Source organism: Paenibacillus aurantius, assembly GCF_032268605.1.
GTDB classification, from domain to species: domain Bacteria; phylum Bacillota; class Bacilli; order Paenibacillales; family NBRC-103111; genus Paenibacillus_AO; species Paenibacillus_AO aurantius.
The window spans coordinates 4,001,427-4,018,960 of the sequence record NZ_CP130318.1 but is presented as its reverse complement, the minus strand read 5'-3'; the positions used below and the strand labels follow the sequence as shown (position 1 = coordinate 4,018,960).

The window sequence follows — 17,534 nt, the reverse complement described above, 5'->3', positions numbered from 1 at the left end:
GATGGACAAGACAGAGTAAAGAGAAAAAGAGAGAGAGTATACTCGGAAAAAGGATGGAGTGCGATCATGAAGAAATACAATACGCGGGCCATTATGGCCTCGCTGCTTATCTGCGGTTTCGTCGGCATGTTCAGTGAAACGGCGCTCAACATCGCGATCAGCAATTTGATGGAGATCTTCCAGATTACGGCCGCCACGGCGCAGTGGTTAACGACGGGGTTCTTGCTTACGCTTGGCATTCTGATGCCTCTGACCGGCTGGCTCCTGCAGCGATTCTCCACAAGGCAGCTGTTTATCGGCTCACTTGCCAGCTCCATCGCGGGTACGTTGCTCGCCGCCGTTTCTTACAGTTTTGAAATGCTGATGGCCGCCCGCGTTCTGCAGGCGGTGGGCATGGGGCTGCTCATTCCCCTCATGTTCAATACGATTCTAGTGGTATACCCGCCGGAGAAGCGCGGGGCGGCCATGGGCTTCGTCGGGCTCGTCATTATGTTCGCGCCGGCCACCGGTCCAACGGTAGCGGGGTTGTTAATCGAATATTTCACCTGGCATTATATTTTCTGGTTATCCCTGCCTTTCCTGATCCTTGGCCTCTTGGTTGGGCTGAAGTATCTGGATAACGTCACCGAGGTGACGAAGTCGCGGGTTGATCTGCTGTCGGTCGCCTTGTCCACGATCGGCTTCGGCGGGGTTGTGTTCGGCTTTAGTAAAGCGGGGGAAGGCTCGGAGGGATGGACCAGTCCCATCGTCCTGACGTCCATTCTCGTGGGGGCGGCCGCTCTACTCCTGTTCTCGCTGCGGCAGAAGACGATGAGCGAGCCGATGATGAATCTTGGGGTATTCAAGTATCCCATGTATCTCGTAGGACTGGCCATGGTGCTGTCGTGTATGATGATCATCCTGTCGAGCATGATTATCCTGCCCATGTTTCTGCAGAAGGGGATGAACCTGACGGCCTTCACCGCCGGTCTCATGCTACTGCCGGGCAGTGCTTTGAACGGTATCCTGTCTCCCCGAATGGGGAAATTGTTCGACAAATACGGACCGAGGTGGCTCGTTATTCCCGGCCTGATCCTGGTGGGGATCATGCTGTGGCTTTTCTCCACCTTAACGCCCGTGTCTTCTGTGGGTTTCATCGTAGCGCTGCACATCGGGTTGATGGTGGGCATTTCGATGGTATGGATGCCTGCGCAAACGAACGGACTGAATCAATTGCCGCCTGAGCTCTATCCGCACGGGACGGCGATCATGAACACCCTGCAGCAGGTGGCGGGAGCCATCGGCACGGCGATCGCCATCAGTATCCTTACCGGCGGGATGGAGAGGTATATGAGCGGCGCTCCGGCGAAGGCTGTTCAGAACCCGCTGGCCCATGCAATGACGGCCGGATCCCAGCATGTCTTTCTATTCGCCTTCGTCGTAACGTTAATCGGTCTTGCGATGGCGTTTTTTATCCGCCGGGTTGCCGTTACTCATTCAGCGATGAATTCGATGCATTAACGCTTGTATCGGAAAATAAGTGTATATTTGCAAAAAGAATGGCGGGGCAGGCGAAAGCTTGCCCCGCTTTTTTTAGCGAAAGCTTCCGGCTGACCCGCTTCTCTTCCTGATCGCTTGATCAGGAAAGGGTCTTCCAGTTAGCCCACATCTCGGGAGGGTTCAGCTCATAAATCTGATTCTCCCTGAACATGAACTGGTGCATAATGAATTCCCTTCGGATTGTGGCAAAATCGTCATGAAAACCGGTTATAAACTCGTTGATTTCCTTCTCGGTATAAGTTCTGCCCATTTCCAATTTTGAAATCAAAACCTCCAGCACCATAAGCTTCTTCTTAAGCTGAACGGGGATGCTCTTCAGCTTACCCTCTTTGGTGAAGAAGTTCTTAATGACCGAGTCCCTCAACCGGTTCTCGTTGTCCTGCGCCATCTCGTTTCCTCCTTTGGTTTTGCGGTAAATCAGGCTTTCCGTAGCCGTGGCATAGCTCTTGATGAAATAATGGTTTAAGGAAAAATATATGGTATTCTTCTCCCGCCGTTCGTTAAGCAGGCTGGCTTCCCGCAGCTTCGCCGCGTGGTGGGTGATGGTAGCGGGGGTGACACCGAGCTTCTCCGCCAGTACCTGCCCGTTCCGCTCCCCGTCCGCCAGCAGGATCAGCAGTTTGATTCGGGTAGGATCGGCTAGAGCTTTGTGATACTGGACGACTTTTTCTAATTGCACGAAGAACACCGCCTTTTTGTGATTTATAATTTAATGAATGTCTAATTAGATGATTGTTAAATTAGATGGTAAGCGAATGATGCGTCCGTGTCAATGCTCTTTTTTCGTTACGGCATAAAATTTTGTTTGGCCAAAACCCCATTGGCAAAGATATCCGACTCTGCTAGACTCAATGTGTAAACGTTAACATAACAGGAGACGCAGATGAAGAAAATCACCATTAAAGACGTAGCCCAGGAAGCGGGCGTATCTACGGCCACAATCTCCCGGGTTCTTAACAACACGGGCTATGTGAGTGAAGGGGCGCGCCGCACCATCCTGGAAACGATCGAGCGCCTGAATTACCGGCCGAATGCCATCGCCCGCAGCCTCAAGCAGGACAGATCCCGGATGGTCGGCATCGTATTGCCGGACATGACCAATCCCTACTTCATGAAGCTTTCCCGTTCCCTTCAGAAAAGGCTCCGGCAGAGCGGGCTTCACGGCATGTTTATGGATACCTACGGGGATCCGGACATGGAGCTGGAAGCTCTGAACGGGTTGATGATGATGAGAGTAGAAGCCGTCGTCTTAGCCGGAACCGGGCGGAATGTTCCCGCTATTCGCAAGATGGTCCGCGGCTCTGGCATTCCGTTTGTTCTCGTAGACCGGAAACTTCCGGGCGTCGCGGCCGATCTCGCGGCGGAAGAGAACGAGGCGGCGGCCCATGAAGCGGCTGCCGAGCTGGCGCAAAGGCACGAAGCAATCGGGATACTGGCCGGGCCGGACTGGATCAGCACCGCCCGGGAACGGCTGGACGGAGCCGCCGCCGCCTTGAGGGAAGCAGGCGTGGCGCTCCCCGCGTCTTATGTATTCGCCGGAGACTTGACCAGGGAATCCGGCAGGGAGGGAATTCTGACCTTCCTGCAGCTTCCGAAGCCGCCGACTGCGGTCTTCAGCGTTAACAACGAAATGACCTTCGGCCTCTATCTCGGTCTCCGGGAAGCAGGAAAAGCGCTGGATTCCATCGAGGTGGCCTCCTTTGGCGATCTGGAATTTTCGGGATTGTTCGGTCATAGGCTTTCGATTGTGGAGCAGTGTCCGGACGAAGTAGGCCAAGCGGCGGCGGAATTGTTGATCCGGCGGCTTGCTCATGCGGAGAAAGGGGAAGGAACCGAGAGTCGCACCTTCGTGCCCACACTGGTACGCAAATGGTGAAGAGAGGGGAAACCCTCTTTTTTGTTAGCCGATAGGTTAACGTTTACCTATCCGAATTATGGGAGGAGACTGAGGGATGGAAGGAAGCGCATGGAACCGCTGGAAAGGAAGCATGCCGAAGATCGGAATACGCCCCATCATTGATGGCAGGCGAGGTGGGATTCGGGAATCGCTCGAGGAAGTCACGATGAAAATGGCTGAGACGGTGGCGGACTTTTTAACCGCTAACCTGCGTCACGCCAATGGGGATCCGGTGGAGTGCATCCTAGCCGAAACCTGCATCGGCGGGGTCGCGGAAGCGGCCCGCACGGCGCAACGGTTCGCGGGTGAGAATGTCGGGGTAACGATTTCCGTCACGCCTTCCTGGTGCTACCCAACGGAAACGATGGACACGGATCCTTTCCGGCCCCAGGCCATCTATGGCTTTAATGGAACGGAGCGTCCGGGCGCCGTGTACCTCGCTGCGGCTCTGGCGGCGCATAACCAGAAGGGGCTTCCGGCGTTCAGCATTTACGGCCGGGACGTTCAGGACATCACGGACACCACCCTGCCGGACGATGTGAAAGCGAAGCTGCTTCAGTTCGCGAAGCCCGCTCTGGCCGTGGCTGTCATGAGGGGCAAATCCTACCTTTCCATGGGCTCGGTTTCCATGGGCATTGCGGGCTGCATCATAGACGAAAGCTTCTTCCAGGATTATCTGGACATGAGGAACGAGTATGTGGATATGAGCGAATTCCTGCGCCGGATGGAGCTCGGCATTTATGACAAGGAAGAGTTCGAAGCCGCGATGGCCTGGGTGAAGGAGAACTGCCGGGAAGGAGAGGACGTCAATCCGGTTGACGGGCAGCGCACCCGGGAGCAGAAGGACGAGGATTGGGCCGTCTCCGTCCGAATGACCCTGATCGCGCGGGACCTGATGACCGGGAACCCGAAGCTGGATTCGATGGGATATGGCGAGGAGGCCCTCGGTCATAATGCCTTGGCGGCCGGCTTTCAGGGCCAGCGCATGTGGACCGATTTCAAGCCGAACGGGGATGTCATGGAAGCGATCCTCACGTCTTCCTTTGACTGGAACGGCATCCGCCAGCCGTATATGCTCTCTACCGAGAATGACGCTCTTAACGGAATGACCATGATCTTCGGCCATCTGCTGACGAATGCCGCGCAAATCTTTGCCGACGTACGAACCTACTGGAGTCCGGATGCGGTACAAAAGGCAGCGGGCTATGAGCTGGAGGGGATGGCGAAGGACGGAATCATTCATCTTATCAATTCCGGACCGGCCGCCCTGGATGGGACGGGCCGCCAAAGCCGTGAGGGAAAGCCGGCCATGAAGCCGTTTTGGGAAATTAGCACAGAGGAAACCAAAGCTTGTTTAGAGGCGGTGGAGTGGCGCCCGGCCGTCGACTTTTTCCGCGGAGGCGGGTTTTCGACCGATTATACGACACGGGAAGGCATGCCCGTTACCATGGCCCGTCTTAACCTGGTCAAGGGACTGGGGCCGGTGCTGCAGCTGGCCGAGGGCTATACGGTTGAGCTTCCCGGCGAAGTGCACGACAAGCTCGACCTCCGTTCGAACCCGACCTGGCCGACGACCTGGTTCGTCCCCCGCCTGACCGGGGAAGGGGCGTTCCGCGACGTCTATACGGTGATGAACAGCTGGGGCTCCAACCACTGCGCGGTCAGCTTCGGGCATATCGGAGGCGAGCTGATCACGTTGGCCTCCATGCTGCGGATTCCCGTATGCATGCACAACGTGCCGGACGACCGCATTTTCCGGCCGAGCGCCTGGAACGCTTTCGGCACCGGAGACGCCGAAGGGGCCGACTACCGGGCATGCGCGGCGTACGGGCCGCTGTATAAGTAGCCGGGAACGGGGCATCGAATGTCCCGATCTTAAAGACCGGAATGTCCGGAGACCCAAGTGTCGGGCCATCCCTTCCCGGAAGAGGTCGCGCCTCCAGACAAGGTCCTGTTCAACGTCACCAATCCAAACGAATGAATTGAGGAGGATGTTTAGTATGATACCATTCAATGGAATCGGCATGGGAATCGGCAGTCTCTCCCGTCTCTCCAACGCCCAGACACGCTCTATCTCTCCGGAGAATTTCACCGGCGAAAAAGGCAAGGGTGCCATGGCCACGGAAGGAACCGGATCGGGGCCATCCCGGGATTTGGGGCAGGGATGGAAGGTCTCTCCGTCCGTCTTGGTGGAAGGGAACACGGAGTTCACCATGGGCGAAATCACCGGTCCCGGCATGATCCAGCACATCTGGCTCACCTGCGCCCCGGAGGTTTGGCGTTCCTTGATTTTTACAGTGTATTGGGACGACGAGACCGAGCCATCGGTGCAGGTGCCCGTGGGTGATTTCTTCTGCAACGGCTGGTGCGAGAGGACCAACGTCAACTCCCTGCCTATCGCCGTGAATCCCGCCGGGGGATTCAACAGCTACTGGGAAATGCCCTTCCGCAAGAAGGCCCGCGTTACCATGAAAAATCTTTCTCACGAAAATGCCGTGCTCTACTACCAGATTGATTACACCTTGACGGAAATTCCGGAAGATCTGGCGTACTTCCATGCCCAGTGGCGCAGGAGCAACCCGCTTCCCTACAAAGAAGTACATACGATTATCGACGGCATCGAGGGAAAAGGGCATTACGTGGGAACCTATCTCGCGTGGCAGGCCAACAGCAACAACTGGTTCGGCGAAGGGGAGATCAAGTTCTATATGGACGGGGACCGGGAATATCCGACGATCGCGGGGACGGGGACCGAGGATTACTTCGGAGGCGCGTGGAACTGGGACATGAACAACCAGTATACGACTTATTCGACCGCTTTCCTCGGCATGCACCAGGTGATCAAGCCGGACGGCCTCTACCGGGCCAATCAGCGCTTCGGGATGTACCGCTGGCATATCATGGATCCTATCCGGTTCGAGGAAGACTTAAAGGTAACCATCCAGGCACTCGGATGGAGGTCGCACGGCCGGTACCTACCTCTTAAGGACGATATCGCGTCCGTCGCTTTCTGGTACCAGGCGGAGCCTCATGGGTCTTATCCGCCGCTGCCGTCCAAGGACGATCTCGAAGTTATCTGATACAGCATTCCCCTGTATCCCGGCCGAGGCATCACCTCTTCCCCGGACGGGGCTTTGTTCGAAAGAATATTTGTGAGAAATGAACCCAAACTTTCGGGATTTTTGGTAAACTAACAAAAAGGGATGTTACAAAATAACATTTTATGTCCTTTTGTTAGCATACTGGCAGGTAAGAGTTCCTTTTATCCCATTTTTAGTGAGGTGTTTCATGAAGCTGTCTCAACCGTCATCTCCGGAGGTAGCCGTGGCCGGTCATATTTGCTTGGACCTCATTCCTGCCCTCCTCGGGGAAACCGCCGTTATACCCGGCAAGCTTCTGGCCGTGGGACCCGCCGTCACGTCCACAGGAGGAGCGGTGTCCAATACGGGGCTTGCCCTTCACCGGCTCGGGTTCCGCACCCGGCTGCTCGGCAAAGTGGGCGACGACTTGTTCGGCAAGTCAATCCTGGCCATAGTAGGGCAATACGGCAAGGAGCTGGCCGACGGCATGATCGTCTCCGCCGGGGAACACAGCTCGTACACGGTCGTGGTAAGTCCGCCGGGGGCGGACCGCTGCTTCTGGCATTACTCGGGAACGAACGACACCTTCGGGGAGGATGACCTGGCTCCCGAAAGCTTGCAAGGCCTGCGGCTTTTCCATCTCGGGTACCCTACTCTCATGAAGAGGCTTTACCGGAACGAGGGGCGGGAGCTGGAGCAGCTATTGCGAAGGGTGAAGGAGCAGGGAATAACGGTGTCCCTGGATCTGGCGGAGCCCGACCCTTCCTCGGAAGCCGCCCGGCAGGATTGGAGGGCTATTCTGGCAAGGGCGCTGCCTTATACCGATATCTTTCTCCCGAGCTTTGAAGAACTGCTCTTCCTGCTGCGGCGGGAGCAATTTATGGAAATGAAGCGGCAGTACGGCCATGACCTGCTCCCGCACGTGGAGACGGAACTGCTTAGAGAGTTAACGGCGGAGCTGCTGGGTGGCGGAGCGGCCGTCGCCGGAGTAAAGCTGGGCACCGGTGGGCTTTATCTTCGTACGACGGAGGAGGCCGCCCGGCTGTCACCGGCACGGATGGGGGCTGCGGCTCCCGCCGATCCCTCCAGTTGGAGGGGAAGGGAGCTTCTCGCTCCATGCTTTCAGGTGCCGGTGAAGGGAACGACGGGAGCGGGCGATTGTACGATCGCCGGCTTTCTGGGCGGGATGCTGAAAGGGCTTTCCCTGGAGGATGCCTTGCTCCGGGCCGTAGCCGTAGGAGCCTGCAATGTGGAGGAAACGGACGCCCTCTCGGGTATTCCCCCGTGGGAGTGCGTGAACGAACGTCTGGCGGGCGCGTGGCCTCAGCTTCCCTCGGTCATCCGACTCGAGGGGTGGAGGTATCAGCAGGAGTTGCTGCTCTATCGCAGTCCGCTGGATGCCGGGCAAGTGAAGGATCTAAAGTGAGGAGGCTGGTTTCATGTTGAACAAGAGAGAGCTTCAGCATTATCAGGAGCAGACAGCCGGTTCTCTAAACCGGGCCGGGATTGTGCTTACCCCGGAAGAAGAAGCGGGGATCGAAATCGCGGATTTCGGACTGGGGGAGTTCGAGAAGCAGGGCCTTGGGCTTGTCACGTATATCAATACGGATCCTTACTGTGCCAAGGAGCTGGTTCTTCTTCCGGGGCAGACCTGTCCGGAGCACCGCCACCCTCCGGTCAACGGAACGCCGGGGAAGCGGGAGACGTTCCGCTGCCGGGCGGGGCTTGTTTATTTGTATGTCGAGGGGGAGGCCGCTCCATCCGTTCAAGCGGCGGTACCCCAGGGCAGCGAGGCTTACTATACGGTCTACCGGGAAATCGTGCTGACTCCCGGCCGGCAGTTTACGATTCCGCCGGATACCCTTCACTGGTTTCAGGCCGGACCGGAAGGCGCGGTCGTCTCCGAATTCTCCAGCACGAGCCGGGACGAAGCGGATATCTTTACGGATCCCCGAATTGTGAGGGAACCGCAAGTCGAGGAAGGCTGACAGGTGGAAAGGACCATGAAGCTATTCGGAAGAAGCTGGACACGCGATGAACTGGAAGCCCGGGTGGGGCGGATCGAACAGCTGGGCGGAATCCGCAGGGTCCGCCTCGAAGAAGGAGTCGAAACAGGCACGGAACAGATCTGGGTGAGGACCGGAGCCGGTCTGGCCTACGCCGTGACCCCCTCCAAGGGCATGGATATCTCCCTGGCTGCGTTCGGTGATGTGCCGATTTCCTGGCAAAGCCCCAACGGAGACGCCCACCCAGCCTATTACGACAGCCGGGAAGCCGAATGGGTCCGGACAGCGTCAGGGGGCTTGCTCATGACATGCGGCCTGACCCAGGTGGGATCGCCCGGCGCCGATAAGGAAGGAAGCTACGGGCAGCACGGACGTGCCCACCACATCCCCGCCCGCCAAGTGTCGGCGGTGTCCGATTGGGTGCAGGACGAATACCGGATGGAGGTACGGGGTGTTGTAGAAGAGACATCCATCTTTGGCGACTGCCTGCGCTTAAAACGAGTCATTCGAAGCCGTCTCGGGGATAACCGGATTCAGATAACCGACGAGGTGGAGAATATGGGGTTCCGGGAGGCCCCTTTTATGCTGCTTTACCATTTCAACTTTGGATTTCCTCTCCTGGATGAGGGGACCCGCATCGTGTTTCCGGAAGGTCCCGTCCGGCCGCGGGAGCCTGGAACGCCTATCGACGGGATGGACACCTGGCAGCAGCCGGATCCCTTATTCCAGGAACGGGTGTATTACCGGCGGCCGGAACCGGACGGCCAAGGATGGGCGCGTGTGCGGATCGAGCAGCCTGCTTTTCCGCAAGCCGGTGGGGGGACATTCCCGCTGACGGTAGAGCTCGGTTGGCACACCGGGACGCTGCCGAACCTGATCCAATGGAAAATGGCGGGAGCGGGAGAGCATGTCTTGGGCATCGAACCCTCCAACTGTTTTGTAAAGGGCCGGGCGGCGGAGAGGGAGAAGGGGAGTCTGGTCCGGCTCGCCCCCCGCGAAAAAGTGCAGACCGAGCTGTATGTGGAGATTCGACGATAGGGGATTGGGGTTATGAGCACGGAAGGGCAGGCTGGAAGAAAAGGGGGCTCTCCCGTGTTCTTAAGGCTGCTCAGCAGCGGAAGCAGCTTGACGGCATGGTCATGCCGCTTCATGGAAAGGTCCCGACTAGGGTCCTTTTTTATGCTTGCCAATCGGAAGGTTGCCGGGGGAAGGCAAGAATAGGGATAGACATTCCGAACAATCGAACCTATAATTATGTTTGAAATGAATACATAATGTTCGAATATAACAAATGGGGTGAATGTTCATGTCAGCGAGCGCAAGAATGAACCGGATGTTTAGTCCCGAAGGCAAATGCTTCGATGTGGCCATCGATCATGGATTTTTTAATGAGTTTTCTTTTCTTTCTTCCATTGAAGACATGAAGCAAGCCGTCGAAACCGTGGTCAAAGCCAATCCCGATTGCATCCAGCTCAGCATCGGACAGGCGAAGCACCTGCAGGAGCTGCCCGGCAAACAGAAGCCGGGTCTGGTGCTGCGCACCGACGCGGCCAACATTTACGGCACGTCCCTGCCGTCCTACCTATTCAGCGAGATTATCGACGGAGCCATTGAACATGCCGTACGTCTTGACGCCGTGGCGGTGTGCGTGAATCTGCTTCTGCTGCCGGGGCAGCCGGAGCTTCATTACCAATGCGTGAAGAACGTCATGAAGCTGAAAAGCGACTGTGAACGGTACGGCATGGTGCTCATGGTGGAGCCGCTCGTTATGCTTCCGAATGAAACGAAAGGCGGCTATATGGTGGACGGCGACCTTCACAAAATCATGCCGCTCGTCCGCCAGGCTGTCGAGCTGGGGGCCGACGTGATCAAAGCCGACCCCTGCGACGAGGTGGAAGAGTACCACCGGGTTATCGAGGTGGCTTCGGGAGTTCCCGTCCTGGTACGCGGCGGAGGCCGGGCGTCCGATGAAGAGATCGTCACCCGTACGGTCAAGCTGATGGAACAAGGCGCCTCCGGCATTGTGTACGGCCGGAACGTCATCCAGCACCCGGAGCCGGAGAGGATGACCCGGGCACTTATGGGGATTGTCCATCGGGGGGACAGCGCGGAAACGGCTCTATCCATCCTGCAGGGAGGCGAGCAGGCATGACCCAACGAACGATTCGTTTCGGCGTAATCGGCTGCGGCTTGATGGGCAAGGAGTTTGCCAGTGCGGCCGCCCGCTGGTGCCATCTGACCGATGTAAATTTCATTCCCGTTATTACGGCTGTTTGTGACGCCAATCCTGATGCCATCGGTTGGTTCAAACAGGCGGTCCCGAGCGTGGAGAAGACGTTTACCGATTACCGCGACCTTCTCGCCGACCCGGACATCGATGCCGTCTACTGTGCGGTTCCCCATAACCTGCATGCCCAGCTGTATGTGGATATTATCCGGTCCGGCAAGCATCTGCTCGGAGAGAAGCCTTTTGGCATCGACCGGGAGGCGAACGCGGACATTCAAAAGGCCATTGCCGAGAATCCGGAGGTCCTCGTGCGCTGCTCCTCGGAGTTTCCTTTCTTTCCGGGAGCCCTGCAGATCGCAAAATGGGTGGAGGAAGGGCGCTTCGGCAAAATCATCGAGGTGGAGGCGGGCTTCTGGCACTCGAGCGATCTCGATCCGCAGAAGCCGATCAATTGGAAGAGAAGGATCGCCACGAACGGGGAATACGGCTGCATGGGCGATCTCGGCATGCACGTGCTGCACCTGCCGATGCGCTTCGGCTGGAAGCCGGCCAACGTTCGCTCCCTGCTGAGCCAGATCATCGAGGAACGGCCGGACGGCAAAGGCGGTACAGCTCCTTGCGAAACGTGGGACAACGCCATTTTGGCTTGCGAGGTCCAGACGAAGGATCAGGCGTTCCCGATGCTGCTCTCGACCAAGCGGATCGCTCCCGGCCACGCCAATACCTGGTTCATCCGCATTCAGGGCACGGCCTTCTCCGCGGAATTTACGACCAAAAATCCGAAGCAGCTTGCCTGGCTTCCCTATGAAGCGGGAGGAAAGCAGGCTTGGCACGTGATGGATGTCCCTTATAAGTCGGCCTACGGAACGATTACGGGAGGCATTTTTGAATTCGGGTTCTCGGACTCCATCCTGCAGATGTGGGCGGCCTTCTGCGATGAAATCGCAAACGGAACGGGACGCATGCTCCAGCCTTTCCACTGCGCGACGCCGGAAGAGGCGGAGTTCAGTCACCGCTTGTTCACGGCCGCCTTGGAATCCAACCGGACCGGCGGGACGATTCCTCTCTAATCCATCGGATCAGAAAGGATTCCCCTTTTCGCTCCCCTGTGGGATCATCCCCTTGCCGGAATAGGAGATGACTTCCGGGAGAAGACGGCTATAATAGAGCTAATGGAACGGAATACGGGAGCGGGAGTGGCAGACCATGGCAAGCCGGTTAAACGATAGACAGCAAGTGATTATGGATAGGCTGGAGGCCGAAGGAGAGATTCGGCTTCATGATCTGAAGGAAATGTTCGAGGTAACGGAGATGACCATCCGCCGCGACCTCGAAAAGCTGGAGCAGGCGGGGCTGCTCAGGCGAACCTTCGGAGGGGCCATCCGGGCCGGAACCGATATCGCCTTGAAGGACCGGACCGGGGTAATGGCCGAGGAGAAGGCGCGGATCGGACGGAAGGCGGCCTCGCTCATCCTTCCGGGTGACTGTCTGTTCATCGACGGCGGGTCCACCACGTTCGAGCTGGTCCGGGCTCTGAAGCCCGGTCTCGACATTACGGTGGTGACCAATGCCCTCAACATCGCGAACGAGCTTCAGACTAAAAGGATTGCCGCCATCGTCTCCGGCGGAATGATTCTTGAAGCGACCTCTACCTTGATCGGGCCTTTTGCCGAGAGTCTGGTAGAATCCATGGCCTTCTCCAGAGTGTTCCTCGGCTCGACAGGGGTATCGCCCCAGCATGGCTTCAGCAATTCGAACATGTACGAAACGGAGATCAAGAAGGCCGCGATCCGCAAAGCCTCGGAGGTTAACATCCTGTTGGATCATTCGAAATTCGGCGGGGCGGATCTCTTTTCCTTTGCCCGTCTGGACGATGTTCAGCGGGTGATCACGGACAGGCTGCCGGATCCTTCTTTCCTGGAAGCCTGCCGCCAGGCGGGGATTGATATGGTGGAGGCTTAGCGGGAGCGAAGGATTCGAAGAAGAGAGTGGCCGTCAGGAGGAACCGCCGAGGCGAATGATGAAGTGCACCCCTTAGAATAGTCATTGGAAAAACCGTCTGGGTATTTTTCCGTGAATTCTAAGGGGTGTATTTTTGTATTCTTTTAGCTGTAATCGCTTACAAATTTTCGTTGACACCCTCGCGGAGGCTGTGTTACTTTTGAGGGGGAAACCGTTTTAGTAAAATGTTTTCGTACACGCTATCCCAATGAAATGACAAGAGGTACGCTTATGACCAAGGCTCTTTCCATTAAAGATATCGCCAGGCTGGCGGGCGTTTCCACCGCAACCGTTTCGAAGGTCCTTAACCAGAAAGACCAGGACATCGGGGAGGAGACCAAGCAGAAAATCATCAAAATTGTTCAGGAAACCAACTACGTTCCTTATCAGAAGGTTATCCAGCGCATGGCGGCCAAGACGGGGGCCATCGGTCTTGTTCTTCCCGGTGTAACGGATTCTTTCAGTCAGGCGTTCATCCGCGGTGTGGAAGAGTGCGCCTACCGGGAAAAAAGGAGCGTTATTCTCGGAATGACGGACGGGGATCCGGCCAAAGAGAAGAAGCATCTGGATACTCTTTTGCAGCGTAACGCGGAAGGGGTGCTGATGATTCCTTCTGCAGGGTTTATCTCCCAAGACCTGAATCCCTTACAGCAGGAAGGAGTTCCGTGTCTCCTGGTTGGCCAAGGGGAGGATAACGAGGCGGCCACCCGCATCCTGCTTGACCATCGGCAGGCAGCTTATCTGGCGACGGAATGCCTCCTGCGTATGAAGCACGAGAAAATCGGTTATATCGGAGGTCCGCTAACCCATCAGGACGAGGCCGGCCGGTTCGAAGGTTACAAGAAGGCCCTGTATGACCATGGCATTGCCTTTAACCGGATCTTCGTTTATGAAGCCGGGGAACAGGAGGGTAAGCAGGCGGGATACGAAGGGGGCCGTCTCCTTCTGTCTCAAGGGGTGACGGCTATCATCACGGCGAGCGATATTCTGGCAAGCGGTGTCTATCTTGCGCTAAACGAAGCCGGTGTGCACATACCGAAGGATGTATCCGTTATCGGCTGCGGGGATTCCAGTCTATGCAGCCTGCTGACTCCTTCCCTGACGTCGGTTGGGTTTCCCGCTTACGAGATCGGCTTCCAAGCCTGCTCTTCGCTGATTGCTCAAATCCAAGGGGAAACCGTGGATCGGAAGCTTGTTTATGAGCCGTATCTGACCGAAAGACAAAGTACTTCGCCTCCCCAGCTTAAAGACTCCGCTGCGAGAGAGAAAATGGTCATTGTCGGCAGCTTGAATATGGACATCATCATGAGGGTTTCGCATATCCCCCGGGTCGGGGAGACCATCCTTACCTCGGACATCAAAAATGCGGCGGGAGGAAAGGGAGCGAACCAGGCGGTCGGCGCCGGAAAGCTTGGCGGCCGGGTGTATATGATCGGCCGGGTCGGAAACGATCTCTATGGCCGGGAGCTTTATAACAGCCTGATCAAGAATGGAGTGGACGCGAACGGCATCGTGTTTGACGACCTGCTCCCGACCGGCAATGCTTATATTTACGTTTCGGAAAACGGGGACAACAACATCGTGGTGAACCCGGGAGCCAATTCACGGCTCAGTGTGGAGCAGGTTCAATCGTTCGAAATGATCTTTGACCAGGTTTCCTACTGTCTGATTCAGATGGAAATTCCCATGGACACGATTGAATACGTGGCGGCTATATGCCGGGAGAAAAAGGTGAAGCTGATCCTGAATCCGGCCCCCGCCCGGGAGCTGAATTACCAGTACTTCCAAGACGGCTTTCTGATTGTCCCGAACGAAACCGAGATCGAGCGGATGATCCCAGGCGAGGCTTCCATCGAAGAGAAGGCCGAGAGGCTGCTCGCCAAAGGCTTCCAGAACGTGATTGTCACACTTGGAGAGAAGGGCTGCCTGCTCGTCAACGACAGGGGCAAGGAGTACTTTCCGGCCGCCAAGTTCAAGGCTGTGGATACGACGGGAGCGGGAGATTCGTTTATCAGCGGGCTTGCCGTAGCGCTAGCCGACGGCAAGGAACTGGCGGATGCGATCCGGTTTGCGAGCCTGGCCGCCGGCATTACGGTGAGCCGGGAAGGCGCGCAGCCGTCGCTTCCCGATTACGAGACGATCCGCATGTATATGTGAGAGGGGACTTCACCATGAATGAGTTCACCATTTTGGCGCCATGCGGAATGCTCGGCTACGGCTTTCCGAAAGCGTCTTTTCTGAAAGGAATGGAAGCGGGGCCGGATGCCATTGTCGTTGACGCCGGATCGACGGATGCGGGTCCCCACAAGCTCGGGGCCGGAACGGCGATTGTCAGCAAACAGGCGTGCAAGAAAGATCTGGAGCTGATTCTCACGGGGGGCGCCGCAGCCAAAATTCCAGTCATCATCGGGTCGGCCGGTGGAAGCGGAGCAAGGGTGCACGTGGAATGGACGCGTGCCATCATCATGGAGATTCTTGAGGAGCACAACCTGAGGGGGCTTAAGCTCGCCATCATCTGGGCGGATATTCCACCGGAAATGGTGGAGAGTAAGCTGGCCGAAGGAAAATGCGAGCCTCTCGGCTCTTCTGTGAAACCGCTAACAAGCGAAAGGCTTAAGGCGACGAACGGGATTGTCGCCCAGATGGGACATGAGCCGATAATCGCCGCCTTGGATGCCGGCGCCGACATTATCCTATGCGGGAGGGCCTATGATCCTTCTCCTTTCGCAGCAGTCGCCATGAGGCAGGGCTTCGATCCCGCTCTTTCCTACCACCTGGGGAAAATTTTGGAATGCGCCGCTCTGTGCGCCGACCCGGGTACAACCAAAGACTGCATGCTGGGCATTCTCCGGGAGGATTCTTTCCTTGTCAAGCCGCTGAATGAGAAGCGGAAGTGTACGGCCGTCTCGGTTGCCGCCCATACCTTTTATGAGAAGGATCATCCGTATCTTCTTCACGGGCCCGGCTTCGTTCTTAACCTCGAGCACTGTACCTTCCAGGAGACGGGAGACGGAGCCGTTGAAGTGCGGGGCAGCCGCCTGGAGGAAACGCCTGTTTACCGGATCAAGCTGGAGGGAGCCATGAAGGTGGCATACCGCACCTTCGGCATCGCGGGGGTGCGCGACCCCCTCCTCATCCGCCAAATCGAACAGGTGGAGGAGCTGGTCAAGGACCAGGTCCGCGAGTATTACAGCGAAATCCCGCCGGATACCTATGCCATCCATTTCATCAATTACGGGTTGAACGGGGTGATGGGGAACCTGGAGCCTCATCTGGCCCCTTCCCATGAGCTCGGCGTCGTGTACGAGGTCGTGGCCGAAACCCAGGAGCTCGCAAGTGCCGTCTGCAGCTCGGTACGCTCCACCTTCCTGCACTATGGCTACGAAGGAAGGAAGTCCACGGCGGGCAATCTCGCCTTTCCATTCGCTCCGAGCGATGTGCCCTTCGGGGCCGTCTACGAGTTCTCCGTCTATCATCTGATGGAAGTGAAGGATGGACGATGCCTATTCCCCATCGACTATGAAGAGGTGCTTCCATGAAATTATACGAAGCGGCGTCGGTTCTCCGAAGCAAGAACAGCGGACCGTTCGAAATTACCCTTGACGCCCTTTTCACTGATCCGCTCTTGTACCACAAAATTAAAGACTCCGGCATCATCAGCAAACCGCTCATCTCCAAGCTTTACCGCCTTCCGGAAGACGCCATCACTCATATCGTCTTTTTCGATCAGGCGCTCGGGTTCAAGATTACGTTTGCAAGACAAATATCCTCAGGCACATTTCTAGACCGGGATGTGTACGGAGCGCAGCAGGCGGCTCCTCTAATGGAACTGGAGGTGGACGTATGAAGGCGGTGAGAACGACGGCACCTGCCCAGATAAGAGGAAGCTCGCGATGGAAACAGGTGTGGAGCGATAAGGTGCTGTATGTCATGCTTGTTCCGGCGATCGCCTATTTTGCCATCTTTCATGTGTGGCCGATTTACGGGATGAAGCTGGCCTTTTACGATTACCGCATTCTCGGCGATCACGAATATGTCGGATTAAAGTATTTCCGCGAGCTCTTCAGTACTCCTATTTTTTCGAACATTATCAAGAATACTCTGATCATCAGCGCCATGAAGCTGATTATTATTTTTCCCATTCCCATTCTTTTCGCTCTCATGCTGAATGAGTTCCGGAACGGAGTGTTCCGTAAGATGGTGCAGGTGGTGGCTTATTTGCCCCACTTCTTGTCCTGGGTGGTCATAGCCGGAATCTGGTTTGAGTTTCTGTCTCCTTCCACCGGAGCGGTCAATGAAGGGCTGAAGGCCATCGGGCTGCCTCCTCATGACTTTCTTACGGATAAAGAATCCATCCGCTGGGTACTGGTGGCAAGTGAGGCCTGGAGGAGCGCCGGCTGGGATTCCATCATTTTCTTTGCGGCGATTATGGGCATCAACCCGAGCCTGTACGAGGCGGCCTATGTCGATGGAGCCAACCGGTGGCACATCATGACCCGCATCATTCTGCCTCACCTGTATATCCCCATGGTTACGATCTTTACCCTGAATGTCGGGTTCATCATGAACGCCGGACTGGATCAGATTCTGAACTTTACGAACGACTCCGTGAATTCCAGCATCGACGTTATCGATACCTACGTATACCGCATCGGCTTGATCAACAGCCAGTACTCTTTTGCAACCGCTGCCAATCTGTTCAAGAGCGTGATTGGGGTCATCCTGGTGCTTTCGACCCATTTTATTTCCAAGAAGCTGACTTCCAAAGGCGCCTGGTAGGAGGA

The 17,534-nt window shown here is 56.6% G+C and carries 15 protein-coding genes; 14 read left to right on the top strand and 1 reads right to left on the bottom strand.

The genetic code is table 11. The features are described 5' to 3' along the window. The first annotated feature begins 66 nt into the window (after positions 1 to 66). Positions 67 to 1,500, top strand: a complete 1,434-nt coding sequence (locus MJA45_RS18170; RefSeq protein ID WP_315603322.1) for an MDR family MFS transporter — start codon at positions 67 to 69, stop codon at positions 1,498 to 1,500. Positions 1,501 to 1,618: 118 nt separating this feature from the next. On the opposite strand, the gene MJA45_RS18165 is transcribed toward MJA45_RS18170, so the two are convergent. After that, a complete protein-coding gene (locus MJA45_RS18165; RefSeq protein WP_315603321.1) occupies positions 1,619 to 2,218 on the bottom strand; it encodes a DUF2087 domain-containing protein in 600 nt (199 codons plus the stop codon). 204 nt (positions 2,219 to 2,422) lie between these two features. Here MJA45_RS18165 and MJA45_RS18160 point away from each other — a divergent pair, with 204 nt between their 5' ends. The 13 genes from MJA45_RS18160 (at position 2,423) to MJA45_RS18100 (ending at position 17,529) form a co-directional block, all read left to right on the top strand. Continuing rightward, complete coding sequence (locus MJA45_RS18160; protein ID WP_315603320.1) at positions 2,423 to 3,415, top strand: LacI family DNA-binding transcriptional regulator; 993 nt, start codon at positions 2,423 to 2,425, stop codon at positions 3,413 to 3,415. A gap of 76 nt (positions 3,416 to 3,491) precedes the next feature. Next, on the top strand, positions 3,492 to 5,282 hold the full coding sequence (locus tag MJA45_RS18155; RefSeq protein ID WP_315603319.1) for an L-fucose isomerase: 1,791 nt from the start codon (positions 3,492 to 3,494) through the stop codon (positions 5,280 to 5,282). 154 nt (positions 5,283 to 5,436) lie between these two features. Then, positions 5,437 to 6,516 carry a glycoside hydrolase family 172 protein gene (locus MJA45_RS18150; protein ID WP_315603318.1) on the top strand — a complete coding sequence of 360 codons (1,080 nt, stop codon included), beginning with the start codon at positions 5,437 to 5,439 and terminating at the stop codon, positions 6,514 to 6,516. A gap of 208 nt (positions 6,517 to 6,724) precedes the next feature. Continuing rightward, the gene (locus MJA45_RS18145) at positions 6,725 to 7,942 is read left to right on the top strand and encodes a carbohydrate kinase family protein (RefSeq protein ID WP_315603317.1); all 1,218 of its coding nucleotides are present in this window, start codon (positions 6,725 to 6,727) and stop codon (positions 7,940 to 7,942) included. A gap of 13 nt (positions 7,943 to 7,955) precedes the next feature. Continuing rightward, complete coding sequence (locus MJA45_RS18140; RefSeq protein WP_315603316.1) at positions 7,956 to 8,504, top strand: D-lyxose/D-mannose family sugar isomerase; 549 nt, start codon at positions 7,956 to 7,958, stop codon at positions 8,502 to 8,504. Positions 8,505 to 8,519: 15 nt separating this feature from the next. After that, positions 8,520 to 9,560: an aldose 1-epimerase family protein gene (locus tag MJA45_RS18135; protein ID WP_315603315.1), complete on the top strand. Its 1,041-nt coding sequence runs from the start codon at positions 8,520 to 8,522 to the stop codon at positions 9,558 to 9,560. A 286-nt stretch (positions 9,561 to 9,846) separates the two neighbouring features. Further along, a complete protein-coding gene (locus MJA45_RS18130; RefSeq protein ID WP_315603314.1) occupies positions 9,847 to 10,674 on the top strand; it encodes a class I fructose-bisphosphate aldolase in 828 nt (275 codons plus the stop codon). Further along, positions 10,671 to 11,819, top strand: a complete 1,149-nt coding sequence (locus MJA45_RS18125; protein ID WP_315603313.1) for a Gfo/Idh/MocA family protein — start codon at positions 10,671 to 10,673, stop codon at positions 11,817 to 11,819. The genes MJA45_RS18130 and MJA45_RS18125 overlap by 4 nt, the downstream gene beginning before the upstream one ends. Positions 11,820 to 11,955: 136 nt before the next feature. Further along, entirely contained in the window at positions 11,956 to 12,711 is a 756-nt protein-coding gene (locus MJA45_RS18120) for a DeoR/GlpR family DNA-binding transcription regulator (protein WP_315603312.1), read from the top strand. Between the two features lie 270 nt (positions 12,712 to 12,981). After that, entirely contained in the window at positions 12,982 to 14,907 is a 1,926-nt protein-coding gene (gene rbsK / locus MJA45_RS18115; protein WP_315603311.1) for a ribokinase, read from the top strand. 14 nt (positions 14,908 to 14,921) lie between these two features. After that, complete coding sequence (locus tag MJA45_RS18110; protein WP_315603310.1) at positions 14,922 to 16,289, top strand: acyclic terpene utilization AtuA family protein; 1,368 nt, start codon at positions 14,922 to 14,924, stop codon at positions 16,287 to 16,289. Then, positions 16,286 to 16,597: a DUF4387 domain-containing protein gene (locus MJA45_RS18105; RefSeq protein WP_315603309.1), complete on the top strand. Its 312-nt coding sequence runs from the start codon at positions 16,286 to 16,288 to the stop codon at positions 16,595 to 16,597. Before MJA45_RS18110 ends, MJA45_RS18105 begins: the two co-directional genes overlap by 4 nt. Then, entirely contained in the window at positions 16,594 to 17,529 is a 936-nt protein-coding gene (locus tag MJA45_RS18100; protein WP_315603308.1) for an ABC transporter permease, read from the top strand. The genes MJA45_RS18105 and MJA45_RS18100 overlap by 4 nt, the downstream gene beginning before the upstream one ends. The last annotated feature ends 5 nt before the right edge of the window (positions 17,530 to 17,534 follow it).